At 43.6% G+C, this 24,468-nt stretch carries 17 protein-coding genes; 14 read left to right on the top strand and 3 right to left on the bottom strand.

The features are described from left to right. The first annotated feature begins 40 nt into the window (after positions 1-40). Positions 41-688, top strand: a complete 648-nt coding sequence (locus ACM1ND_RS00790; protein ID WP_023986498.1) for an NAD(P)H-dependent oxidoreductase — start codon at positions 41-43, stop codon at positions 686-688. A gap of 295 nt (positions 689-983) precedes the next feature. Here the strand turns inward: ACM1ND_RS00790 and ACM1ND_RS00795 are convergent, their stop codons facing one another. After that, a complete protein-coding gene (locus ACM1ND_RS00795) occupies positions 984-1,457 on the bottom strand; it encodes a tautomerase enzyme (RefSeq protein WP_340859431.1) in 474 nt (157 codons plus the stop codon). Between the two features lie 284 nt (positions 1,458-1,741). Here ACM1ND_RS00795 and ACM1ND_RS00800 point away from each other — a divergent pair, with 284 nt between their 5' ends. Further along, a complete protein-coding gene (locus ACM1ND_RS00800) occupies positions 1,742-2,299 on the top strand; it encodes a PadR family transcriptional regulator (protein ID WP_023986500.1) in 558 nt (185 codons plus the stop codon). 222 nt (positions 2,300-2,521) lie between these two features. On the opposite strand, the gene ACM1ND_RS00805 is transcribed toward ACM1ND_RS00800, so the two are convergent. Beyond that, a complete protein-coding gene (locus tag ACM1ND_RS00805) occupies positions 2,522-3,673 on the bottom strand; it encodes a glycosyltransferase family 2 protein (RefSeq protein ID WP_023986501.1) in 1,152 nt (383 codons plus the stop codon). Positions 3,674-4,025: 352 nt separating this feature from the next. Here ACM1ND_RS00805 and ACM1ND_RS00810 point away from each other — a divergent pair, with 352 nt between their 5' ends. The 9 genes from ACM1ND_RS00810 to ACM1ND_RS00850 all read left to right on the top strand — a co-directional run bounded on the left by ACM1ND_RS00810 (position 4,026) and on the right by ACM1ND_RS00850 (position 16,754). After that, the gene (locus ACM1ND_RS00810) at positions 4,026-4,748 is read left to right on the top strand and encodes a GntR family transcriptional regulator (protein ID WP_023986502.1); all 723 of its coding nucleotides are present in this window, start codon (positions 4,026-4,028) and stop codon (positions 4,746-4,748) included. 294 nt (positions 4,749-5,042) lie between these two features. Further along, complete coding sequence (locus ACM1ND_RS00815) at positions 5,043-7,427, top strand: phosphoketolase (protein ID WP_053324386.1); 2,385 nt, start codon at positions 5,043-5,045, stop codon at positions 7,425-7,427. Positions 7,428-7,705: 278 nt separating this feature from the next. Beyond that, positions 7,706-8,548 (top strand): aldo/keto reductase, encoded by an 843-nt coding sequence (locus ACM1ND_RS00820; RefSeq protein WP_023986504.1) that lies wholly within the window; start codon positions 7,706-7,708, stop codon positions 8,546-8,548. Between the two features lie 183 nt (positions 8,549-8,731). After that, positions 8,732-9,391: a PspA/IM30 family protein gene (locus tag ACM1ND_RS00825; RefSeq protein ID WP_023986505.1), complete on the top strand. Its 660-nt coding sequence runs from the start codon at positions 8,732-8,734 to the stop codon at positions 9,389-9,391. Positions 9,392-9,417: 26 nt separating this feature from the next. After that, entirely contained in the window at positions 9,418-10,452 is a 1,035-nt protein-coding gene (locus tag ACM1ND_RS00830; RefSeq protein ID WP_023986506.1) for a hypothetical protein, read from the top strand. Beyond that, on the top strand, positions 10,449-11,243 hold the full coding sequence (locus ACM1ND_RS00835; protein WP_418026921.1) for a TPM domain-containing protein: 795 nt from the start codon (positions 10,449-10,451) through the stop codon (positions 11,241-11,243). Before ACM1ND_RS00830 ends, ACM1ND_RS00835 begins: the two co-directional genes overlap by 4 nt. 141 nt (positions 11,244-11,384) lie before the next feature. Continuing rightward, on the top strand, positions 11,385-12,377 hold the full coding sequence (locus ACM1ND_RS00840) for an SPFH domain-containing protein (protein WP_053324391.1): 993 nt from the start codon (positions 11,385-11,387) through the stop codon (positions 12,375-12,377). Positions 12,378-12,635: 258 nt separating this feature from the next. Beyond that, complete coding sequence (locus tag ACM1ND_RS00845; RefSeq protein ID WP_418026922.1) at positions 12,636-16,376, top strand: alpha-L-arabinofuranosidase C-terminal domain-containing protein; 3,741 nt, start codon at positions 12,636-12,638, stop codon at positions 16,374-16,376. Between the two features lie 57 nt (positions 16,377-16,433). After that, entirely contained in the window at positions 16,434-16,754 is a 321-nt protein-coding gene (locus ACM1ND_RS00850) for a helix-turn-helix transcriptional regulator (RefSeq protein ID WP_256704520.1), read from the top strand. A gap of 393 nt (positions 16,755-17,147) precedes the next feature. On the opposite strand, the gene ACM1ND_RS00855 is transcribed toward ACM1ND_RS00850, so the two are convergent. Beyond that, a complete protein-coding gene (locus ACM1ND_RS00855; RefSeq protein ID WP_418026923.1) occupies positions 17,148-18,392 on the bottom strand; it encodes a helix-turn-helix domain-containing protein in 1,245 nt (414 codons plus the stop codon). 681 nt (positions 18,393-19,073) lie between these two features. On the opposite strand from ACM1ND_RS00855, the gene ACM1ND_RS00860 reads away from it, so the two are divergent. The 3 genes from ACM1ND_RS00860 to ACM1ND_RS00870 all read left to right on the top strand — a co-directional run bounded on the left by ACM1ND_RS00860 (position 19,074) and on the right by ACM1ND_RS00870 (position 24,267). Continuing rightward, the gene (locus ACM1ND_RS00860; protein WP_418026924.1) at positions 19,074-21,356 is read left to right on the top strand and encodes a glycoside hydrolase family 3 C-terminal domain-containing protein; all 2,283 of its coding nucleotides are present in this window, start codon (positions 19,074-19,076) and stop codon (positions 21,354-21,356) included. Between the two features lie 136 nt (positions 21,357-21,492). Continuing rightward, positions 21,493-21,774: a hypothetical protein gene (locus ACM1ND_RS00865; protein ID WP_418026925.1), complete on the top strand. Its 282-nt coding sequence runs from the start codon at positions 21,493-21,495 to the stop codon at positions 21,772-21,774. Positions 21,775-21,837: 63 nt separating this feature from the next. Next, on the top strand, positions 21,838-24,267 hold the full coding sequence (locus ACM1ND_RS00870) for a glycoside hydrolase family 2 protein (protein ID WP_418026926.1): 2,430 nt from the start codon (positions 21,838-21,840) through the stop codon (positions 24,265-24,267). Positions 24,268-24,468: the final 201 nt, after the last annotated feature.

Raw genomic sequence — 24,468 nt, forward strand, 5'->3', positions numbered from 1 at the left:
CTTTGACAAGCCATCTGAAAATATTCTGGGGGCGAAGAAGATGAATATTAATATTTTATACGGTCACCCTTATGCTAAGAGCTTTAACAAAGCGATTTTGGAGCAGGTGATCGCTCATTTAAACGTACGAGGGGCGAATGTTAAGGTAAAAGATTTAATTCAAATGTCATTTAATCCGACGGCAGGCTTAAAGGATTTAGAGGCTAAGGTCACTAACGTATTGCCAGAGGAGATAGTAAAAGAACAGGAGGATTTATTGTGGGCAGATGCCTTGATTATTATTTCACCGGTATGGTGGGGCGGATTTCCCGCTGTTATTAAAGGATATATAGATAGAGTGTTCACAACAGGACTCATACGCTCTTCTGATGGTGTATATGGGCTTGAGGGCAAGAGAGCCTACTCGATTTTTACAACAGGATCTTCAGAAGATTATATTCGCATATCACGTCAGAAAGATATGCTCTACGCGGCTAACGATAATTTGTTTGGGTTCGCCAAGTTTTCGGATGCCGAGATTAAGCTTCTTTACTCGGTGCCGCGTGTAACCTTGGAGGAACGAAAAGCAATGCTGCTGGATGTCAATCGATTTGTCGATCGTATTTTTGATATGAGACCGGGAGAGGGAGGCAGTACGAGGGATAGCCTTTCTCTTCAAGCTTTGGAGCATGATTTGGCTAGCCATTAAGATTACGTAAACTGCAGGATGTTTCTTTGGAAAAATGAAGAACACCCTTATGGGTGTTCTTTCGTTTGGACATATGGACATATTACACTGTGCTAAGTTATAAGCTTGTTACTGCTAAAGATATAACCTTTTGGATGGTTCTCCTACTGGATACCGCAGAAGGTTTAAGACGTCAGTTGCCGGTTTGTAACTTGCCTTAGCCACCACGTCAGGAGATTTCCCGGTGTTTCCCGTATCCTCTAGCCGACAAGATATGAATGCTCCTCCAATCTTTAGAAATGCCAAATTCCACGCATTACCGTGTAATATTTTGCTTGATAGCCTTAATTTTCTCCTCAGTAAAGACTCCTGAATCCAGCAGGTCTAGAATGGAGAGCACGCTGCCGCGAGAACCCCAGCTGCCTTCTTCAATGACCTGGAAGGATACCCACCAAGTTGGGGATGGTTCCGGTACACCAAGTACTTTAGTCAAACTGCCAAGAATATTCTCAAGCACTTTTTTGCGAACGTCGTTAGGCCAGTCACCATCCATCACCAGAACATTGACAGTAATTACATCACGTTCTGGCTGATCCGACAGCAATTGCCCGCCAATTGCCATGTAATCTATTGGACGTTCGGTGAAATGGACCTGAAACCCTTCTCTTGCTGGCGGACAATATTGACCTACCTCTGGAACGAGAACTGCATCCGTCAAACCTTCTGCCAAAAGACGGCGCTGTTCAAGCGTTATGCGGCCTGCGGGATAATTTACACTGATCATGGTCATGGTCTGATATCTCCTTATTAAGATTTAACCAAGCGATGTCTTGGAATTCTTTATGATATCTGTATCCAAGGCTTCAGCTTGGCAAGCTCATTGGTATTTTGTTGATATCGTTAATATAAAACGATGATAAACCCCTGTCAACACTAATTATTATAATAATATATATTTAAATAATATATAGAGAGATGTGAAGCTAGTTTAAATGGGCTATAATTATGTCTAGTCTAATGAAAGCATGACATACTACGGAGATTTGCTAGAGGTAACAGGAGGCACAATATATAATGGCGAGACAGTCGGGAAAAACCAATACAATGTTTGCGGTATTAGGCATTCTGAGTCTGGGTCCTCATACCGGTTATGATATAAAGCAACATATGGAGCAAAGCACTAGTTACTTTTGGAATGAGAACTATGGTCAGATCTATCCCAGCCTGGCAGAGCTACTGGATCGAAAAGATATTGCAGTCGAGGTTATTCGACAGAAAGGAAAGCCTGACAAGAAACTCTACAGCATTACCGATCAGGGAAGGCAGACGTTGTCAGACTGGCTTTCTCAGCCCATGGAGCATGTGGTGATGCTTAAAAAAAATGAGCTGCTGTTGAGGGTGTTTTTTGGCGGGAATTCTTCGCCTGAAACGATTATAAAGCACATACAGGAGTATAAAGAAAAGCTAGTGGAAAGCTTGCATATTTTTGAAGAACTTGAACGTTGGCTTATCAACGTAGAGCATAAAGACCATAATCACAAATATTGGATGATCACAATGAGCTATGGTAAAAGTCAGTTTAGCAGTTTAATTAGCTGGTGCGATGATAGCATTAAAATATTGAGTTCTTAGCAGTTGGTAAAACTCATATGTAATGAATAATCAGAAAGCATGCTGGACTATCAGAGGAATAGTAAACTAGTAACGACAATTCTTGTCGTTATCTCCGGACATGGCGACTCCTCCTCCATAAAGCTGCTTGCCAAGTTGGGCTCGCACCTTTATGGAGGAGTTTTTTTATCCCGTAAGGAGGATGCAATACACACGATTTTGTACGCTGTAAATGAGTAACTATTATTCCACCAGCTTTTCAGACTTCACCAGCATTTCTCGTAACACGTGAGCGACTCGACTTTTCCGGTTCTCTGCTTTCTTTTTTATCAAGTGTAATGATTTTTTGTATGCATGAGTATGGCTTTGATCGTAGAACTGTTTGGCTGCAATGCGTAATGTTCTTCTTAATAACAGTGCTGATGAGCGTGTTAACCTAGAGCGGAATCCCCTGCGCAATACCCGCAACGTATTTTTGTAGGTCTCAAAATCCTCGGATGGAGGGATAAGGGCAAATAAATTTAACGAGGAGTCATTGAATCCGTAAGTTTCATACATGATTCTCAGATTTTCTGTATTTAAAACGTTACCTCTGAGATAGGTTGGATGTTCCTGATGATATCCGACCACCTCTTTGATGCAATAAAAAGGGATCTTCAAGCGATGCAGTCTATAGCCAAGGTCCCAGTCTTCGAGTCCATACAGCACAAACCGTTCATTAAAACCTCCAATACGAATCAAGTGGCTGCGTCTGATGGCTACACAACGAGTAACCAGCAGCATCCAGGGGGCGACATCCGTTGTGGCAAATTGTTTCTGCGTATTGGGGGGGACTCTTGTGGGACTAACTACTTTAGACAGTGCACCCGTTTGGTGAAGGATATCTTCAGGGGTTATGATTGGAGTAATTTCGTTCGCTGCTTCATAGTCAGCATTCCATAAGTTGGACTGCGTAAGTATGTTGCGACATTGTTCTTTTTCTTCAGGAGAAAAGTCAGGGTAATAATGGGTAAAAGCATCGTCCCATGAGTGAGGAATGCCTGAGAGCACAGACTTGGGATATTTACGGTGATAACGGCTCACGATCCTAATGAATTCCGGTAATACTACAAAGTCAGCGTCGCAGAAGATGATGTATAGCCCTTTTGCACGGCGCAGTCCCAAATTTCGAACGGCAGATCGACCGCGTTGTTCCTGATGTGACACATAGATAAGAGGATAGGATGCTTTGAAGCCTTCGACCATTTCTTTCGTTCCGTCTGTAGAACCGTCATCAGCTACAATGACTTCGAATAGTTGCTTTGGATAGGTTTGTGTCTCAAATGAAGCGAGTGTGAGCAACAATTGCTGGGCTCGATTATAGGTTGGAATGATGACGCTGTAGCGGATAGCCAATATGATCTCCCCCCCACCATTCTTATTAGAAAACGTTTGAACAAGATGAATAATAACAATGTATTCAAGGATTTTAGCCTGGTCTAGTCAAACATCCCTCAAGGTTCGAAACAGGCTTGGTCTTATTACTGATGCTAAGGTGGGGGTTCTGTATTTTCTGCTGTTTTGCAGGTACGTTCAGTGGTGTTATATATGTGTAATCATGGTATTATGCATAGAGATGTAAAGTAAAAGCGACGGCGCTTCCTATCCGCTGAAAGCCCGCTCAGCAAACAGAAACAAACATGAGATGAAATGGGCAAGTTATGGTAAACTATATAGAGTTATAGAAGACCTGAAAGAGGAGTACTTTATGACACAATTTGTCTATAAGCAAATTATTGACGATCTCAAGATGAAAATTTTTGCGGGAAAGTTTGCGGATATGAGATTGCCAGATGAACGTAGTCTTAGTGAGACGTACCAGGTTAGTCGTAGTTCAATTAAACGTGCTCTGACTAAAATGGAGAATGTCGGAATTATTTTCAAAAAACAAGGTTCCGGGACATTTATTAATCCATTATACATAAGAAATGAATCTATCTTTAACTACGAAGGCTCTAATCTAGGGGTCACTGATAATTTTCAAATGCATGGTAAAAAGCCTAAGATCAAAGTATTGAGTTTTGAGGTCATTCCGCCAACGGAAGAATTACAGCGCGATTTGTTCTTGGAGACTCATGATTTTGTTTACAAAATTGTTCGCTTACGTCTGTTTGATGATGATCCTTTTATGATTGAAACGGGCTATATCCCCATTAAAATTGTCCAGAATTTAAATCAGACAATTATCGAGGGGTCCATTTTTAATTATTTGGAAGACTCGCGGAACTTGGCCGTCACCAAATCTTTTTTATCCATTTTTGCAGAACCGTCTCAAGAGAATGATCAAAAGCTGCTACATTTAAATGAAAATGAGCCTGTAGGTATTATGGAAGGTGTGTTCTTTTTAGATAACGGTACGCCATTTGAGTTTTCTCATATGCGATTTCATTACAAATATTTGAAATTTAATACCTTTGTATCGGTTCACTAATGATAAGACTGGAGAATTCTCCGGTCTTTTTTTTATGGTTTTGAAAAAAGGATTGAAGCCTGCAATTACCTCGTTTATTACAAATTTTATTGGTTTATACTTCTATATATTTTAATGTAAGAGCTTTTTTACTGTCTTTTTAATTTATATTTCATAGTATGTTCAAAATTTCACAAAATTGGACCGTATCACTTGTGAAAAAGGTTGAATTAAATTGGCGTAGCGTTATGATGGACATGTAGATGAAATTTCCGGAAATAAATTACAAACAAAACTACTTAGGGAGTGGACACAATGTCATTATCACCCGTGTTAGCAGATTATTCATCTAAAACATATTTGGAAAAACTTGATGCATATTGGCGTGCAACGAACTACATTTCGGTAGGTCAGCTGTATTTAAAAGATAATCCTTTGTTGAGAGAGCCTTTAAAAGATTCAGATGTGAAGGTTAAGCCAATTGGACACTGGGGCACAATTCCGGGTCAAAACTTTATTTATGCACATCTAAATCGTGTTATTAATAAATATGATTTGAGCATGCTTTACATTGAAGGTCCTGGTCACGGCGGCCAGGTTATGGTTTCAAATTCTTATCTGGATGGTAGTTACACTGAAATCTATCCACAAATTACGCAAGATATCCCAGGTATGAAGAAATTGTTCAAACAATTCTCTTTCCCTGGCGGTATTGCTTCACATGCTGCTCCTGAAACACCTGGATCTATCCATGAAGGTGGAGAATTAGGTTACTCCCTTTCTCATGGTGTAGGTGCCATTCTGGATAATCCTGATCTGATTTCGGCTGTTGTTATTGGTGATGGCGAAGCTGAAACGGGCCCATTAGCCGCTTCGTGGTTCTCTAACCGATTTATCAACCCCATCACGGATGGTGCAGTGCTGCCAATCTTGCACTTGAATGGCTTTAAGATTAGTAACCCAACGATTATGTCTCGTCAATCGAAAGAAGAATTGACCTCCTACTTTAAAGGTTTGGGTTGGGAGCCGTTCTTTGTTGAAGGTGAAAATCCGGATCACATGCATCCAGAAATGGCGAAAGTATTGGATACGGCCATCGAGAAGATTGAAGCTATTCAAAAGAATGCACGTGAAAATAATGACCTTACTCGTCCGGCGTGGCCGATGATTGTATTCCGTTCACCTAAAGGCTGGACAGGTCCGAAGGAATGGGACAACGTGCCGAATGAAAATTCATTCCGTGCCCATCAGGTTCCAATTCCGGTTGATCAAAAGAATATGCAACACGCACCTGCTTTGTTAGAATGGCTGAATAGCTATAGACCAGAGGAATTGTTCGACGAAAACGGTCGTTTAAACTCTGAGCTTGCTGAAATTCTGCCTACAGGCGATAAACGTATGGGAATGAACCCTGTTGCGAATGCGGGTAACCTCATTAAAGACTTGAAATTACCGGATTTCCGTAACTATGCGCTGGATAATTCCGTACCTGGTAAAGTGATTGCGCAAGATATGTCGGTTTTAGGGAAATACGTTAAAGATGTGGTTCTTTTAAATGAAGAAAATCGTAATTTCAGAATCTTCGGACCGGATGAAACGATGTCTAACCGCTTGGCTCCTGTTTTTGAAGTAACCAAACGCCAATGGATGGACCAAATTATTGAACCTAATGATGAATTCTTATCATCCTATGGCCGCGTAATTGATTCTCAATTATCCGAACACCAAGCTGAAGGATTGCTGGAAGGTTATGTATTAACAGGTCGTCATGGTTTCTTTGCAAGTTACGAAGCCTTCCTGCGTGTGGTTGACTCGATGATCACCCAACACTTTAAGTGGCTGCGTAAAGCAACGGATCAAGGATGGCGTGCAGATATCCCATCATTGAATGTCGTAGCAACCTCAACGGTGTTCCAACAGGATCATAATGGGTATACACACCAAGATCCAGGCTTGTTAGGTCATTTGGCTGATAAAAAACCAGAATTTATTCGGGAGTATCTGCCAGCTGATGCCAATTCATTGTTGGCTGTTTTCGACACCATTTTAAATGACCGTCAAAAGATCAATTTGATTGTTTCGTCTAAACACCCACGTCCACAATGGTTTAGTGCTGATGAAGCGAAAGAATTGGTGGACAAAGGGTTGAAGATTATTGATTGGGCAAGTACAGATCAAGGTGGAGAACCTGACCTTGTCATTGCTTCTGCTGGTACAGAGCCAACGATTGAAAGTTTAGCTGCGATTTCCATTTTGCATGAAAAACTGCCTGACTTGAAGATTCGGTACATCAACGTGGTAGATTTGCTGAAACTGAGAAGTCAAAAACTAGACCCGCGTGGATTATCCGACGCCGAGTTTGATCATTTTTTCACAAAAGACAAGCCAGTTGTTTTCGCTTTCCATGGTTACGAAGGTCTGATCAAAGATCTGTTCTTTGATCGTCACAACCATAACTTGCATGTACATGGTTACCGTGAGAATGGCGATATTACGACACCATTTGATATGCGCGTATTGAATCAGATGGATCGCTTCGATCTAGTGAAGGAAGCTGTTCTAAGCTTACCTGACGCTGAGAAGTATACCAACATTGTGGATGAAATGGATGCTACGGTTAAGAAACATCATCAATTCATTCGCGAAGAGGGTATTGATTTACCAGAGGTAGAGAACTGGGTATGGAAAGGCTTGAAATAAAAACACAGACACTTCAACTTTATGTTGGACAACCAAGCCATCAAGCATGAAGTGGAATATATGATCTGGTAGTGGTATACAAGTGCCTGACCCCTTTGACTTCAAGTATGATTTCAATGGGGATCAGGCGCTTTTTGATTTAGCACACAGAGAACTTGGTAGAGAAGTTACAAGCTAGTGGGTATATACATATATAGGGAACGAAATGAATTTCTATATTTTGCCTGACGATTAAAGAGGTGTTATGGTATATGAGAATAGTAAAGGAGGCTGTTAATATGAACCATCAAATTCCGGAGAAGGTATTGAATGATGGCACTAAAGTGCCCGTCATTGGATTTGGGACTGTTGGATTTAAGGGTGCAGATGGAGTACAGGCGATTACCGGCGCAGTTGATGCAGGTTACCGTCTGATCGACACAGCGTTCAACTATGAAAATGAGGGGGCTGTCGGGAAAGCGGTCCGGCAGAGCTCTGTGCCCAGAGAAGAATTGTTGATTTGCTCCAAACTACCGGGTCGCCGACATGCTTACCAAGAAGCCATTGTAACGATCGAAGAGTCATTATATAGAGGAGGTCTGGACTATTATGATCTTTATCTGATCCATTGGCCGAATCCCCAAATTGATCGATATGTTGAAGCCTGGCAGGCGTTGATTGAGGCGAAGAAAAGGGGCTATATTCGTTCCATCGGGGTCTGCAATTTTCTGCCCGAGCATAATGAACGTTTAATTCGGGAAACAGGTGTCGCCCCGAGCATCAATCAAGTTGAATTGCATCCATTGTTTAATCAGGAGCACCAGCGTGCAAAAGATGCTGAACAGGGCATCGTGACCGAATCGTGGAGCCCCTTGGGGCGTGGTCACAGCATACTGGAGAATGAAAAGATTGGGGAAATTGCTGCTGCTCATGGTAAAACGACTACACAAGCGATTTTACGTTGGCATATCCAACTTGGAGCGATCCCGATCCCTAAGGCCTCTTCTTTAAAACACCAAACGGAGAATTTGGATATTTTTGATTTTGAGTTGTCTCCAGAGGAAATGAACGTGATTTCGGCATTTAGCAGTGAGGATGGGCGGATATGGGGTCAGGACCCCAAGTCCTATGAAGAACTATAATCAGGAACAATAAATAGAAGGGTTCAAAAATCTGTCGCGGGTTTTTGGACCCTTTGCTTTTATAATAAAACGAACACACATCCGAAAGTGATCAGTGGGCCAGTATATAGAGCTATGATGAACATTTTTTACCGGATTTGATGTATGATATGGTGGAATGTAGTCCTTTCGAAGGAGGTCATCATGGGAATTTTGTCGAGGTTTAGGGATATTATGAAAATGAATGTTAACGCCTTAGTGGATAAGGTGGGAGACCCGGAGAGAACCATTGACGATTATATGCGGAATTTAAACAGTGATCTAGGCAAGGTGAAAGCGGAGACGGCCTCAGTGTTGGCTGATGAGAGAAGGGCAAAAAGAGCACTGGATGAATGCAAAGCCGAAATCAAAAAGCTCCAGCATTATGCCAGTAAGTCTGTGGAAGCTGGTAATGAAGAGGAAGCTCGAAAGTTTCTGGAGAGAAAAGGTTTGCAGGCGGAGAAATTGGAACAATTACAAACGTCCTATGATTTAGCTTCGACAAACGCCGTAAATATGAAACAAATGCAGGAGAAGTTGGTGTCCGATATGGGACAACTAGAAGCGCGGCGCGCTGAACTTAAAGGGAAGATGGCGGTTGCCAAAGCACAGCAAACCTTGAACTCTATGGGCAGCAAGAATTCTGCTTTCGAAGTTATGGAAGAACAGGTGAACAGAGCGTATGATGAAGCGATGGCTATAGCCGAGCTTCGGGCAGGAACGAAGGACGACCTGGATGCTTTATTTGCACAATACGAGAAGAGTACGAATGCAGAGGATGAACTGGCTGCGATCAAAGAAAAAATCAACCATAAGGAATCATAACAGTATCTACATGAAGAGGTGAGCAGATGCCGGTTATCGAATACAAATGCCCAAACTGCGGCAGCGGCATGGTCTTTGACGGTGAGACAGGGATGTTATCCTGTCATAGTTGCGGAAGAGAGGACAATATCGAATCTATTCCTGATCCTCTGATAAATCGTATTTTTTCAGAAGATGAGGCCCATGAGTATCATTGTAATAACTGCGGAGCAGTGATTATGACCGAAGTGGAGACGAGTGCAACGGTGTGCAGCTTTTGTGGTTCTGCCGTGGTTCTCGGGGATCGACTGACTGGCAAGCTGGCTCCAGCGCAGGTTATTCCTTTTTCAATCAGTAAGGAAGAAGCCATAGCTGCTTTCAAAAAATGGTGCAAGAATGGCCGTCTTACGCCGAATCGGTTCATGATAGCAGACCGAATCAAGGGAATAACCGGGATGTATGTGCCCTTCTGGTTATATGAATTACATAATAAAATTGAGGTTCAAGGTGAAGGTACCCAAGTGAGAACCTATACGAGCGGAGACTACGAATATACGGAAACGAAGCATTTCGATGTATATCGGAAAATTCGTTTGAATTATGTAAAGGTTCCAATTGATGCTGCGGAGAAAATGAACGATGAGCTGATGGATAAATTGGAGCCTTTTCCATACGATCAGCTAAAACCCTTTAAAACGCCATATCTAGCAGGTTATATTGCGGAGAAGTACAGTTATAACGAAGAAGAGCTTTTCCCGCGAGTTAAAGAAAAAGTGAAGGAATATATTGATGCTTATATTCATTCTACGGTGTCAGAGTATACGGCCGTGAGTTATACGGAAAAGCAAATTGATACTACATTAAAACAAGCGGATTATGTCCTGCTCCCGGTGTGGGTCATACACTATGACTATAATCAATTGGAGCATACGTTTGCTATGAACGGACAGACGGGCAAGGTAGTCGGTAAGCCTCCGATTAGCAAGTTCAAAGTGACGGCTTGGTTTGCAGGCATTTTCGGCATTACTCTCTTTTCATTGAGGTTAATCACTTGGTTGATGATGGGAGGGGGATTTTATTGAAAAAGCATAGAGCGATTATAGCCGTCTTGTTGTTCTTTGCTGCTTTTCTGGCAGTTCCTATGGAAATGAAGGGCGAACCAGCAACGACAGAAATGAAGCCATTGATTTATGATGAAGCGGGTCTGCTCAATCAGGAAGAGTATGATGTGTTGAACGCTATGGCTAATCAATACGGAGCGGAAAGAGAAACGGACATTATTATTTATACTACTCTCAATCCCGACAATATGGATGTTATGAAAATAACGCAGGACTTTTATGATGACCATGGCCCTGGGTATGACAGATCTCATGGGAACGCGGTCATTTTAACGATGGATATGAGAAATAGAGAGGTGTACTTGGCCGGATTTTATAAGGCAGAACGGTATCTGGATGATGACAGGCTTACTAAAATACGCCATGAGATTAGCCCGGACCTGACGAACGGCAACTATGGGCTTGCATTTCAAAAGTATATTCTGAGTGCGCACAAATATTTGGCCATCCGTCCAGGGGTGAATCCAGACAGTATATTTTTTAAAGGCTGGCTTCATTTGGCGGTTGCCCTGGGATTGGCGGCGATGATCGTGGGCAAGATGGTTTCCAATTCTGGCGGTCGGGTTACGGTAAATCGGCAGACCTACGAGGATGCGAACGCTTCAGGAGTTCTGGAGCATCGAGATCAGTATCTTCACACAACGACAACGAAACGGAAGATTGAAAAGAGCAGCAGTAGCAGCAGCTCAGGCGGTAGTGGCGGAACTACCAGCGGCGGTCATTCGCATAGCGGCAGCAGAGGATCATTTTAACTGAGGATTTTGTAAAAATCCAATAAGCGACTTTCAATGAACAATATATAGATCGAAATGGTCTAGTTCGTCTATATATTGCACTTTGGAGCGACTGGAATCGAATTTTGCAAAATCCTAAACTGAAAGGATGGATACAGTATGGGGTTCTTCAGAAATCAATTTGCAAATGTTGTAGAATGGGAAGAATTTAGAGATGATATGATTTTCTGGAAGTGGAGCAACCGTGAAATTAAAAAAGGCAGTAAATTAATCATCCGCTCCGGTCAAGATGCGATTTTTGTAAATAACGGCAAAATAGAGGGTATTTTCGAGAATGAAGGGTCGTATAACATGGACTCTGACATTATTCCATTTCTATCCACATTAAAAGGGTTTAAATTTGGTTTTAACAGTGGTATGAGGGTAGAAGTCTTATTCGTTAATACGAAGGAGTTTACGGTCAAATGGGGTACGCAGAATCCAGTGCTGATCCCGACCCCTCAGCTGCCAGGCGGTATGCCGATTCGTGCCAATGGCACATTTAATTTTAAAGTGAACGATTATGTTACGCTCATCGATAAGATTGCCGGAGTGAAGGACAGTTATCTAGTTGAGGATGTGAAAATACGGATTACTTCGGTGTTGGATCAGTTATTGATGAAGTGGATTAGCAGAGAAGGAAAGGACATGTTCAATCTGCAGGCGAATGCCTCTGACATTTCAAAAGGTATTCAAGAAGATCTGGATATGCAAGTGATGGACAACGGTATGACGATTACTGGCTTTCATGTGATGAGCTTCAATTATCCTCAAGAAATCCAAGATATGATCACGAAGACAGCCTCTCATGAAATGATCGGTAATCTGCAAAAGTACCAACAAGTGACGATGACGGACGGGATTGCATCGGGTAATGTAAAAGGCGGCGGTGCTGCTTCGGATATGGCGAGTATGATGATGGGGATGAATATAGCAAATGAAATGATGAAAAATTTGAACCCGAACCCAAAGCCTTCGGCTGAGACTCAGCCTGCACCTGCTGCCCCCGCTCCATCTGGAGACGGTAATAAGCCCAATTTTTGTCCGAATTGCGGTACAAAAAACGAAGGAGCTAACTTCTGTCCGAATTGTGGACAAAAATTGAACGGATAACATAGCTACGGTCAAACTTCTTTATTTCAGAAAAGCTCCGACTGGGTCAAGTAATCCTGTAAGCCAAAAGGCAGTTATCGCAGAGTATCTTCTGTGATGGCTGCTTTTTTATGTAGTTCGTTCAAGTATTTTCTTCATAAATCCGATTTATTGGATTGAAAAAGGTACTCAGGATAAGGTACTATAGCTATATAGTATGTATTTATATTAACTAATTAGTTATTACATTAATAAACTATGGGTATAGGAGCAACGAAGATGACCAAATTCCAAGATCAAATCATTGCGCGTTACAAGTTTGATGATGCAGAGAACGTCGGCAAAGATAGCTCAGGGCAAGGTAACGATGGGGTTGCTTCAGGCACAGTAACACCTACGATTTCCCATGCTACCGGTAGAGCAGCTTTGACGCTTGAGGGTGGCCCCAACGGTACATCGTATATCCAGCTTCCTTCCGATCTATTCAAAGATGTAAGCGATAACACCGGTGTGACGGTTACTGCGTGGGTCAACTTCGGCAGATTCACAGATATGTGGGAACGTGTCTTTGACTTTGGTAAAGCCCATACAGGACCCTATATGTTCATGACACGGAATCTGCGCGGAACCCTTTTCACTGAGGCGGATTTGTCCGTAGACCCGGGAAGAGGCTTTGTCAGGGATGAGTGGATGCACATAGCCCTGTCTGTGATCGGCACGGAAGGCGGCACATTAAGCAGTGCCGGTCCGGTGATATATGTCAATGGTGAAGTGGTAGCGGATGGTTCCATCAGCCAAACTTCCAGCGGTAACTATGCCAAGCTGCGTAAATGGTTCGAAACGTTTACAGACTCGTCCAACTACAGCAACAATTTTATCGGTCGCTCCCAGCATGCGGCGGATGTAGACTTTGCCGGCTCCGTTTCAGACTTTAGAATTTATAAAGCAGGCTTGTCGGCAGATGAAGTCATTGAGGTCATGTGCGATTCGTTGACAGATGAAGAGATCGTGAAGCTTGCTAGAGATAAATATTTGTCCTTTCCAACGACGATTGTGACCAAGGACTTATCTCTGCCAACCGTTCTGATGGGCGGTAGAGTAGAAGTGACCTGGAAATCCAGCCAACCTAGTATACTCTCTGACAATGGGCAGGTGCAGGCGATTACCTCCGCACAAGGGGTTACCGTCACAGCTTTATTAACGAAGGGCTTAAGCCAGATTGAAGAAAGCTTTGAAGTATCCGTTCTTCCTGAACAGCTGCCTCCGTACACGCTGACCATTCATGGAAATAAGGAAGTACTGGATGTCAGCGAAGTGATGTACGGCTTGTTCTATGAAGATATCAATAACGCGGCAGATGGCGGGATTTATGCAGAACTCGTTCAGAATCGCTCCTTTGAATCTTTCGAGTTTGATACGTATTCCCATGCTTCCGGTGAATGCGGCTGCTCTACAGGACGGAACCGCAACCCGTTGTTTGCCTGGTCTGGTGATACGGACAAGATGACTCCACAACATAGCGGTGGATTAAATGAGTTTTTAGGCGCAAAAGACAAAGAAGTGAACTCTTATTATGTGACGGTAGCGGATGGTGCAACGATTCGGAACAAGGGCTTTTCCGATTCTAACCAGAATTGTGCCATGTCCATCCAAGAGGGTGCCAAGTATGAGTTTACCATCTGGGCGAAGGCCGATTCAGCTGGCGCAATCACACTGCAACTGCAAGGCTCGAATGAAAAGGCTATTAGTGATTCGGTTACGATACAGGTGGAAGGTGGCAACAGGTGGAAGAAGTACGGCATCGATTCCAAACTTGTGCTGACAGGCTCAGCTACGGTTCTCGGGCAGCTGGCGCTTACATTTGAAGGGGACATTTCGGTTGATATGGTTTCTTTATTCCCACAAGATGTATGGGGCGCAGGAGAGGAAGCGCAATCCCCATCGGCACATGCTAACTTCCAGGGAAATCCTAACTACCGACTGAGAAAAGATTTGGTGAACGCACTGGTTGGCATGCATCCGAAGTTTTTGCGGTTTCCAGGTGGTTGTATTTCCGAGGGTTCGTTTATATGGGAAAACGTATACGATTGGAAGGAATCGATTGGGGATATCGAGCTGCGCAAGGAAAACTTTAATGTATGGGGCTATATGATGACCATGGGCCTTGGTTATATGGAGTATTTCCAGTTGGCAGAAGACCTGAATGCAGCACCGCTTCCGGTTATGGCCTGTGGCGTTCTCTGCCAAGCCCGTTCCGATTACGCTCATCCGGCTGGAGGCGCATTAAGAGAATACTATATTAAGAACTTTACAGATCTGATCGACTTTGCGATCAGTGTGGATTTTGAACATAATGAATGGGCTGCTATGCGTAAAAAAATGGGCCATGAAGCTCCGTTCGATCTGCGTTATTTGGGTGTGGGTAACGAGAACTGGGGCACAGAGTTCTTTGCCAACTTTGAAGTGTTCAAGACGTCGATTGATGAGTACATGGAGAAAAACTATCCGGGTTATGAACTGCATATCATCTCCACGGTTGGCGCTCAAGCAGACGACGATGCATATCAACAGGGCTGGAAGTTCTTAAGCGGTAATATGACCGGTTCGGCTAAGGTTGCTTTTGCAGATGGTAACCAGGTGACGGAAGAAACTGTAACCTGGTATGAGAAGCAAAAAGACTATATGGACACTATTGCAGACGAGCATTATTATCGTTCTAACGAGTACCTGCTGAATAACGTGGACCGCTATAACTACTACTACAGAGCTTATAACGTGGACGGCAGAATAAATTGGAAAGCAACATCAAAGGTTTTTGTCGGAGAGTACGCCTCAACGGATAAAAATACATTAGCAGGCGCTGTAGCAGAGGCAGCGGTGATGACGGGCTTCGAAAATAATGCCGATGTCGTTCGGTTGGCTGCCTATGCACCGCTGTTTAACAAGGTGCTGACAGATGGAACCTACAGATGGACACCAGACTGCATCTGGTTCGATGACGAAACGGTGTGGTTTACGCCGAACTACTATGTACAGCAAATGTATGCTAAATATTTGGGGAATAAAGTATTGAGCACTTCTTTCTCTACTTACAAAAACGGCAAGCCAACGGATCTCATTCCTCAGGGTGGAATTGAAATCGCGACAGGCAACGCCGAAGTTATGATTAAGCGTGTGACTGTTACTTCCAACCAGGACGGCAGTGTTTTGCTGGATCAAGACTTTACCCAGGAATTGAATTCGGCCTGGCAGGTCATTCCCGGTTCCGGGGGCTCTACAGTGGAGGAAGGCAAGGGGCTTGTCCTCAAAGCTCAGGATAGCGGTTTGAATGGTCTGTACATCTTGAACGACAGCTGGAGCAATTACAAGGTAGAGGTGGTCGCTTCCCGTATTTCCGGCACGGACGGTTTTTATGTGGGTGCGGGTCTCACGGATATTTCTGCGGAGAAAAAGGACGTTGTCGAATACGCGATCGGTTATGGCGGCAAGGCTACCGGCGTGAAGGTTTACAAGCAAGGCATAGAAGGCTACACATTGGGTGACTACTCTTCCAGTACAGCGGCAGGTAACTTGAGAGCAGCTAGCTATGAAGAGTTGGCTGACAACACGGACTACACCATAACAGTGAACTACGGCGGTGAAACGGGCAGCAATCTGATTTGCTCATACACCGACGGCGAGACAACCAGCAAAGTGCTGGACTACAAGCTGGAGGCTTACAACAGAGACGTGTTCAACTCGGTAACCCAAGATGCTGAGCATGTATACGTGAAGCTGGTGAATGCTGACAACGTAGATAAGGTAATACAGCTGAATCTACAAGATTTGAATGTTGAGTCCATCGCTAAGCTGGTTACACTAACCGGCGATTCCTCGCTTGTTCATGTACCTAACGTGAACAAGAAGAATGACGAGAAGGTAGTGCCTACCGAACAGCAGATCACGCTTGATACGAATTCTGTCCTTTTGTACTTACCAGCTAACTCGGTGAATGTGCTGGTGCTGGATCTTAAAGCATAGGGTACGAGATGGTTAGGGTAATGATGGTGGAACCTTTTCCCGCTGGGGATAAAAAACATCCGAAAATTGAACAAGCTTAATCAAATTGAATTCTCACAGATTATTGGTGTATCACAAGGAACATTGAGTGAATTGGAAAAAGATAAATACAAACCATCATTAGAAACCGTAATTGCTCTTAAACTAAATTTCGGTGTTGATTTAGATTGGCTGCTAATTGAAGAGGCGGTAGTTTCTAATAGCGGGATATTTCGTGTACAGATAGATGATCTTGAATCAAATTTAATCTCAGGCTTTCGAAAGCTAAATCTAGATGATAAACGGGAAATTGAGGGGATTTTGAATTTGAAGTTAAAGCGGTACAGAAATAGAGCATAAATGTACTATTTTGCGAAAGATATCAGGATGCTTTTAATTTGTGTTCTGTGAGTATGAGATACTGCTTGTATGGGGAATCTGGGGGAACTTACACCGATGAAATTAATCAGTTTTACTTTGGTGAATCTGCCAATCCCATTAGGCGTTGCAAATATTGACTTCTGATCGCCATTGAAGGCTTTGAACAGGAGCATGATTTAATCCGGGGCAAAGGCTCGTTTCAGAAGGTCATAGAACAAATTGACCGCCTGCTCAGACTTCGCCAAGAGGGATGATTTCAAGGTAAGATAAATTATGCCAACAGGAAAACGGAGCACTACAGCAGTACGTTCGGCTGCTTTTTAACTAATGGACAGGAAATCAAGCAGCTTTTCAGTGCTCAAGCAGTGTGCTCTATCTTAGCTTATTCTCTCTGCGATATCGACCAGGCGTTGCCCCGGTATGTTTTTGGAATATTTTAATGAAATGGGTCTGATCATAGAAACTCAGTCGCAAAGCAATGCTGTGAATAGAATCAGTTGTTAATAGCAGTAATTTTTTTGACTCTTCGACCTTTTCCATCTGAATGAAATTACTTATCGTGATGCCTGTCTCTTTTTTGAATTTTTGACTTAAGTAGTTTGGCTTTAGGTGGGTTAAATCCGCCAAAATAGTAAGATTCACATTTTGATAAATATGTTTGTTAATATATTCCTGGCATAAGGATATAGCTTTGGAGAGGTGCTTCCGTTTTGCTTTAGACACTCGTTCTACAAAATCGACCAATGCATTAAAAGTTGCATATTCTACCGCTTTTATATCAGACAATTGCTCAATGTGTTGAATATGATGATCGCTTATCATGTATGCAATCTCCGCATATAGTCCTCCCTCTACTGCAGCACGGCAAGCTAATGTAATCGTACAAATACTCAAATTTTTCCTGTTTCGGAGTTGGCTGTACTTGGCTAACAGCCCTCCTTCTTCAAAATGAGATGCAGCTGAAAAAAAAGACATACTAAGCAATTTAGTTTTATCTCCATCTCTGATAATTTGAAGAACACGTTCCTCCAGGTCACGCCCATCCTTATACTCAGATAGCTCACGTTGTTTGGATATAATTAAATCCACTTTATTTCTGATCGAATTATTTTCATCCACAATAAGGAAATCACTACTTATTACATCGGAAATGTCTAACCATACACCATTCAAAAGATAGAAAGCAAGGATACAAATATGATAAAGACGCTTGTTATTTACATGAGATAATTGTTGTACGTACTGCTGTAATTTGTCTTCTAAGTCAGGCTCATGGTATGAATTTTTGTTTTCTTCCGCAGATCTGGGATATGAATAAACAGGGCCAATAATGATTGCAGAAACTGTTTGTTCTTCTGCTGAGAATGGAATCGTGATGTAAGACTCATCAAAGATGGTTTTATGAATACTTGGAATCCTGGTGTGAATCGACTGCTCCATAAGTAAACGAGCAATTTCGATCTGATGACTAAAGTACATGCTGTTTTTAGCATCATCACTGGATTCTACATTAATGCTATTATCAGTATTTGAAACTGGATAAAAAACCGGAAGTTGTATGGATTCATAAATCAACCTGCTTAAAAATGCAAGTTGATGAAAAGCCACATTCATCATTTTCACCTCATTTTCAGTGATGATTTGTATGATTTATATAATAATCATACCACAATCAAAACGCTTATTCCTTATAATAAGACTTATCTTACTTTTAAGAAAACGAAAGGGGTTAAGACTCACTGAATAATAGGACAGAGTAGAAAATTTTAATACATTGTGGTAAGCGCTTACGAATTTAAATACTATTTCAGTGATCACATGAATTTAGCTAAACAAGAAGCCCATCATTGGGGTAAGTGAAGGGAAAATTGACCGTAGCAGATTAGAAAAGATTGTATGTCATATTATTTAAATTAAACTAAAAAAAGATAAATAAACATTAAATAACAATTCATCGGAATAGTTTTCAATTTACTACACATGAGGCTGGTAACAGCATTGTTCCACTAGCATTCGAAAATGTGAGCTTGCAACCGGGAGAAAGCAAGGAAGTAAAAGTCAGCATCACTGAAGTTGGAGATTATGACTACACCAGCGGGTGAAACAGTAATTGATATGGGACAAAACATGGTTGGCTGGGGGAGAAGCCTCAATCCGTGACCTTGCCAGTTATCCTTCCTTTGAGGCACCGGAAGAGCTGTTGAATGAACTGGACCTTCAGCTCTAGGCGATCGTTCTGGAACAATAGTTAAAGCCTGCCTGCTTGCAGAGCTTCATAACCGAGGAGTGTTGAGAAGAATGAATCGTGATATTAAAAATATGGTAAGACAGATGACGTTGAACGAAAAAGCAGAACTTTGTTCTGGAGCCAGCTTCTGGTCAACCCAAGCCGTAGACAGATTGGGTATTCCGTCCATTATATTGACTGACGGCCCGCATGGTCTTCGAAAGCAGGACGGGGAATCGGATCATCTAGGTCTCAATGAGAGTGTAACATCCACCTGTTTCCCTTCAGCTGTTGGTTTGGCGAGCTCCTGGAATCGCGAGCTGGTACAGCTTGTGGGTGAAACCATTGGCAAGGAAGCACAGGCAGAAGATGTAGCTATCGTCCTTGGACCTGCCGCCAATATCAAGCGTTCGCCGCTGTGCGGACGCAACTTCGAATATTTCTCGGAAGACCCTTATTTGACCGGGGAATTAGCTGCAGCGCATATCGCAGGTGTGCAAAGTCAAGGTGTCGGGACTTCTTTGAAGCATTTTGCCGTTAATAACCAGGAGCATCGGCGGATGACAACAGATGCCATAGTAGATGAGCGTACATTAAGAGAAATTTATTTGACCGGTTTTGAGAAGGCTGTAAAGCAATCTCAGCCATGGACCGTCATGTCAGCCTATAATAAGGTCAATGGGTCTTATGTCTCTGAGAATGAATACTTGCTGACAACCATTCTGAAAGAAGAATGGGGCCATGAAGGATTCGTGGTCTCCGACTGGGCTGCGGTAAGTGAAATTGTGGCCAGCATTGCCGGCGGTATGGAGCTGGAAATGCCTTCTTCGAACGGAGAAGGGCCCAAGCAAATTGTTGAAGCCGTGAACCACGGTGAATTATCCGAAGAAAAGCTGGACCAAGCGGTAGAAAGGCTGCTGCATGTCATTTTTAAAGCAGCCGATTCCAAGCGTGAAAATGCCAGCTATGATCAGACAGCCCATCATCAATTGGCCAGAGAAGTTGCGAGAGAAACGATGGTTCTGCTGAAAAATGAGAATCAAATCCTTCCTTTGAAGAAAGAAGGAAAAATCGCAATTATCGGGCAAATGGCTGAAAAGGTTAGATATCAAGGTGGAGGAAGCTCCCATATCAAGCCTACACGGCTGGACAGCATTTATGAACAAATGAAGATATCCGCAGGGGAAACCGCGTCCATTACTTACAAGCAGGGCTACGGTCAGGACTCGGACGAATCCGATCAGTCTATGCTTGATGAAGCGATAAAGGCTGCAGCTGCCTCAGATATAGCTGTACTCGTAGTGGGTCTGCCCGACCGCTATGAATCAGAAGGGTATGACCGTTCTCATCTGGATATGCCGCTCAATCAACAACAGCTCATCTCTGCCGTTGCAGCCGTTCAGCCCAATGTAGTTGTGGTGCTGTGCAATGGATCACCGATTCTCATGCCGTGGCTCCAAGATGTTAAGGCTGTTCTGGAGGGATATCTGGGTGGTCAGGCTGCGGGTGGAGCTATCGCTGACTTGTTGTTCGGCGATGCCAACCCTAGCGGTAAATTGGCGGAAACCTTCCCTCAATCCTTGAAGCACAATCCATCCTATTTGTTCTTCCCTGGCGATGGCGACCGCGTCGAATACCGGGAAGGGATTTACGTAGGTTACCGTTATTATGACATGAAAGATATCGAGCCTTTGTTTCCTTTCGGTTATGGTCTCAGCTACACCCTGTTTGAATACTCCCACTTAACCGTGAGTCAGACCGAAATGAAGGATAACGAAACGTTCTCTGTAACCGTGAATGTAAAAAACACAGGTCCCGTATTTGGCAAGGAAGTGGTCCAGCTGTATGTCCATGATTGTGAATCCACGGTAAGCCGTCCTGAGAAAGAGCTGAAAGGCTTTGCCAAAGTTGCGCTCAAACCCGGAGAAGAGAAAACCATCTCTTTCACGTTGGATAAACGAAGCTTTGCACACTACAGTGTCGAGCACAAGGACTGGCACGTGGAGAGTGGGGAATTTGATATCTTACTAGGGTCCTCTTCACGGCATATCGCTTTGCAAACGAAAGTTATGGTGGAATCTACTACGAGAGAAATCGTGCCGGTATACGATCGAAATACAGCTCTAGGCGAATTGCTTTCGAATCCGAAAACGACGGCGGTGTTGGCCCAAATGCAGGGGCTGGCTCCCCAGGGAGCCGAAAATGCACATTCAGATGCTGTATCTGCGGAGATGATTCAGGCATCCATGCGCTATATGTCGCTGCGGGCTTTAATTCCGTTTACAGGTGGAGCACTTACGGAGGAGACGCTCTCCATGCTTCTGGAGCATTTGAACGTGGCAGTTCGCCAATAAATGCACAATCCAAGATTTTAAAATATCTTTTTCAGTGTTCAGCAGAAAGCATATTTTTTCTGATTTAAAACTGAAATCGACAGCTAGGGAGAGTGTACGAGTATGAAAAAAATATTTATTTTAGGAGGCATCGGATGTGCTCCCGACTCAGCGGCTGGCGCGCTTGGCTAAGCAGGCGGGAGTCAAGAAAATTGTCCTGTTTGGTTCTTACTTTGCCCATTTCACTGAAGCTTGGCACGATCTGAATCTTAAGAAGGAAAATGCATATCCACGAACAAGACTTCTTCAGGAAGAGGTTTCCTTTATGGAAGGTGAAGGAGAAATGGATGTACTAAATTATTTCCAGGGTCCTACAACGTCGAAGATGTCTTCACGTAACCAATATAAACTTGAGATACAGACTAGTGTGGCCCTGTAAATCCAAGAACGAACAATAAAGAAAACTTCAAGCTCTGATATAAAAGAAGGGGATGACTTAGAAATGATTAAAACATCTTTTAATGCTGATTGGCTGGTTGGCCCAAAACCTAGCTACTTTGGTGAGATCGATACGGATAAAAAGCCGCATAAGCTTGTTACTTTGCCGCATGATGCGATGTGGGAGAAGGAGAGACTGAAAGACGGCAGCCCGAGTATCGCTTGTTATCCGGAAGGAGAATATGAGTACAAAAAGTCATTTTTTGTACCCGAGGAGTACCGGAACAAGCGGGTCACCATCGAGTTTGAAGGCGTATACAATCAAGCGATGGTATACATTAACGGAGATTTTGCGTGTCAGCATCCCTTTGGATACAGCAATTTCTATGTAAAGACTGACCGCTTCCTCAAATATGGCCAAGAAAATGAGATCCGTGTTATCACTAATAATTACAAAGACTCCCGTTGGTATACAGGGGCTGGCATCTACCGGAATACCAAGCTGATCGTAGGGAATCTCACGCATATTGCCTTGGATGGTGTGAAGATTACCACGCCTGAGATATCTGACGGCCGAGCAGTCGTAAAAGTAGCGACAGTGATTGAAAATGAAGGCTTAAGCACTTTGACGGTGCAGGTGTTGACTGAGATTATCGATGCGGATGGAACGGTTGTTGCCTCTGATCTTGCTCCGGTCACGACCTTTGCGGGCGAGCCGGCAACGCTTCGTCAGTCCATTCTGGTAAAGGCCCCCAAACTTTGGAATGTAGACGAGCCAAATCTATATACGTGCAGAACGACGGTTAAGGCCGACGAGGAAGAAGTGGACCAGGAGTCAACGACCTTCGGCATTCGTTCGCTAACATTGGATGCGGATCAAGGGTTATGCATAAACGGGAAGGTCGTCAAGCTGCGCGGTGCGTGTATTCATCACGATAATGGCGTGATTGGTGCTGCTACCATTGATCGAGCCGAGGAGCGGCGAGTCGAGATTCTGAAACAGGCAGGATTCAATGCGCTGCGTAGCGCGCATCATCCGATGAGCAAAGCGCTGCTCGATGCATGCGACCGTCTTGGCATGCTGGTTATGGACGAGAGCTTTGATATGTGGAGTTCTACCAAAACCGAATATGATTATGCGCTGAGCTTCCCCGTTTGGTGGGAAAAGGATGTACAAGCGATGGTGGATAAAGATTTTAACCACCCAAGCGTAATTATGTATTCCATCGGTAACGAAATTCCGGAAACGGGCAGCTCCATCGGTTCAATGTGGGGACGCAAGATCGCGGAGAAGATTCACTCCCTTGATCCTACCCGCTTTACCACGAACTCGGTTAATTTCTTGCTGGCCGTAATGAAGGAATTGCCTAAAATGGCTACTGCTGGACACTTTAACATCAGTGAAGACTCCGGCATCAATACAACGATGAACAATTTAGGTGACATCCTCTCGGCGATTGTTAATAGCGAATTATGCACGACGCAAACGGCAGAATCGTTCGCATGTGTGGATATTGCGGGCTACAATTATGCAGAATCACGATACCTTAAGGATATAGAACAGTTTCCTAACCGGATTATCGTCGGGAGCGAGACTTTTCCGAAAAAAATCGATGTTAACTGGAAATTCGTGAAAGAGCTTAGCCAGATCATTGGAGATTTTACCTGGACGGGATGGGATTACCTGGGGGAAGCGGGGATAGGAAGAGTCCAATATGATGTGGATAGCTCATCCCCCTCAAATCAAGGCATGTACCCGTGGATTACAGGCTGGTGCGGCGACATTGATATTCTTGGCAACCGGAGACCCGTATCCTATTACCGTGAGATCGTATTCAGTCTTCGCACGGCTCCGTATATCGCTGTACAGCGGCCTGAACATTATTCTAAAAAAGCCTCTCTGTCGAAATGGAGCTGGAGCGATTCTGTCTCTAGCTGGTCATGGTGCGGATATGAGAGTAAGCCAATTAAAGTAGAAGTTTATGCCGATGCAGAAGAAGTCGAGTTGCTGGTAAACGGGCGTTCGGTCGGAAGAGCTGAAGCGGGCGAAGGACAACGCTTTATAGCGGAATTCGACACCATCTATGAAGCGGGCGAAATTACGGCGGTGGCTTACGTTAGCGGACAAGAAACCGGCAGGATGGCACTCCATTCGGCAAGCGGTGCCGTCATGCTCACAGTAGAAGCGGACCGAACAGAGATTGCCGCATCCGACAGTGACCTGGCTTTCGTAATGATTAGCCTGGAAGACGAGCAAGGTAATCTGTTTAACACCATGGACCGGAAGGTTTCTGTGATGATTGATGGGCCTGGCTTGATTCAGGGCTTTGGCAGTGCCAACCCCGCAACCGAAGAGAATTACTTCGAGAAGGAGAATACCACCTTCGACGGCAAAGCATTGGCGGTTGTGCGTCCAACCGGCGCAGGCGTCATCACCTTGACAGTCACTGCTGAAGGCTGTACTCCGCAATCCGTTACAATTAACGCACTATAGTGGAATTCGGACTTTCCATCAGGATGTGAGTTAACTCTTTGGGTACGAGATTTTTCAATGTAATATATGACTCTACTCAAAGGGAAGCTATCAGGGAGACAGCAGAATGACGAAACAAGCAATAAATCCATTTTTGCCCAGATATGAATATGTACCGGATGGTGAGCCATATGTCTTTGGTGACAGAGTTTATATATGGCA

The sequence above is a fragment of the Paenibacillus sp. JJ1722 genome (assembly GCF_048282685.1).
Lineage (GTDB): Bacteria > Bacillota > Bacilli > Paenibacillales > Paenibacillaceae > Paenibacillus > Paenibacillus polymyxa_B.

Bases quoted from the DNA above. Each gene is read 5' to 3' on its own strand.
- ACM1ND_RS00790 (WP_023986498.1), top strand. From the start codon at position 41: ATGAATATTAATATTTTATACGGTCACCCTTATGCTAAGAGCTTTAAC.
- ACM1ND_RS00795 (WP_340859431.1), bottom strand. From the start codon at position 1,457: ATGACCATGATCAGTGTAAATTATCCCGCAGGCCGCATAACGCTTGAA.
- ACM1ND_RS00800 (WP_023986500.1), top strand. From the start codon at position 1,742: ATGGCGAGACAGTCGGGAAAAACCAATACAATGTTTGCGGTATTAGGC.
- ACM1ND_RS00810 (WP_023986502.1), top strand. From the start codon at position 4,026: ATGACACAATTTGTCTATAAGCAAATTATTGACGATCTCAAGATGAAA.
- ACM1ND_RS00815 (WP_053324386.1), top strand. From the start codon at position 5,043: ATGTCATTATCACCCGTGTTAGCAGATTATTCATCTAAAACATATTTG.
- ACM1ND_RS00820 (WP_023986504.1), top strand. From the start codon at position 7,706: ATGAACCATCAAATTCCGGAGAAGGTATTGAATGATGGCACTAAAGTG.
- ACM1ND_RS00825 (WP_023986505.1), top strand. From the start codon at position 8,732: ATGGGAATTTTGTCGAGGTTTAGGGATATTATGAAAATGAATGTTAAC.
- ACM1ND_RS00830 (WP_023986506.1), top strand. From the start codon at position 9,418: ATGCCGGTTATCGAATACAAATGCCCAAACTGCGGCAGCGGCATGGTC.
- ACM1ND_RS00840 (WP_053324391.1), top strand. From the start codon at position 11,385: ATGGGGTTCTTCAGAAATCAATTTGCAAATGTTGTAGAATGGGAAGAA.
- ACM1ND_RS00845 (WP_418026922.1), top strand. From the start codon at position 12,636: ATGACCAAATTCCAAGATCAAATCATTGCGCGTTACAAGTTTGATGAT.
- ACM1ND_RS00855 (WP_418026923.1), bottom strand. From the start codon at position 18,392: ATGATGAATGTGGCTTTTCATCAACTTGCATTTTTAAGCAGGTTGATT.
- ACM1ND_RS00860 (WP_418026924.1), top strand. From the start codon at position 19,074: ATGAATCGTGATATTAAAAATATGGTAAGACAGATGACGTTGAACGAA.
- ACM1ND_RS00870 (WP_418026926.1), top strand. From the start codon at position 21,838: ATGATTAAAACATCTTTTAATGCTGATTGGCTGGTTGGCCCAAAACCT.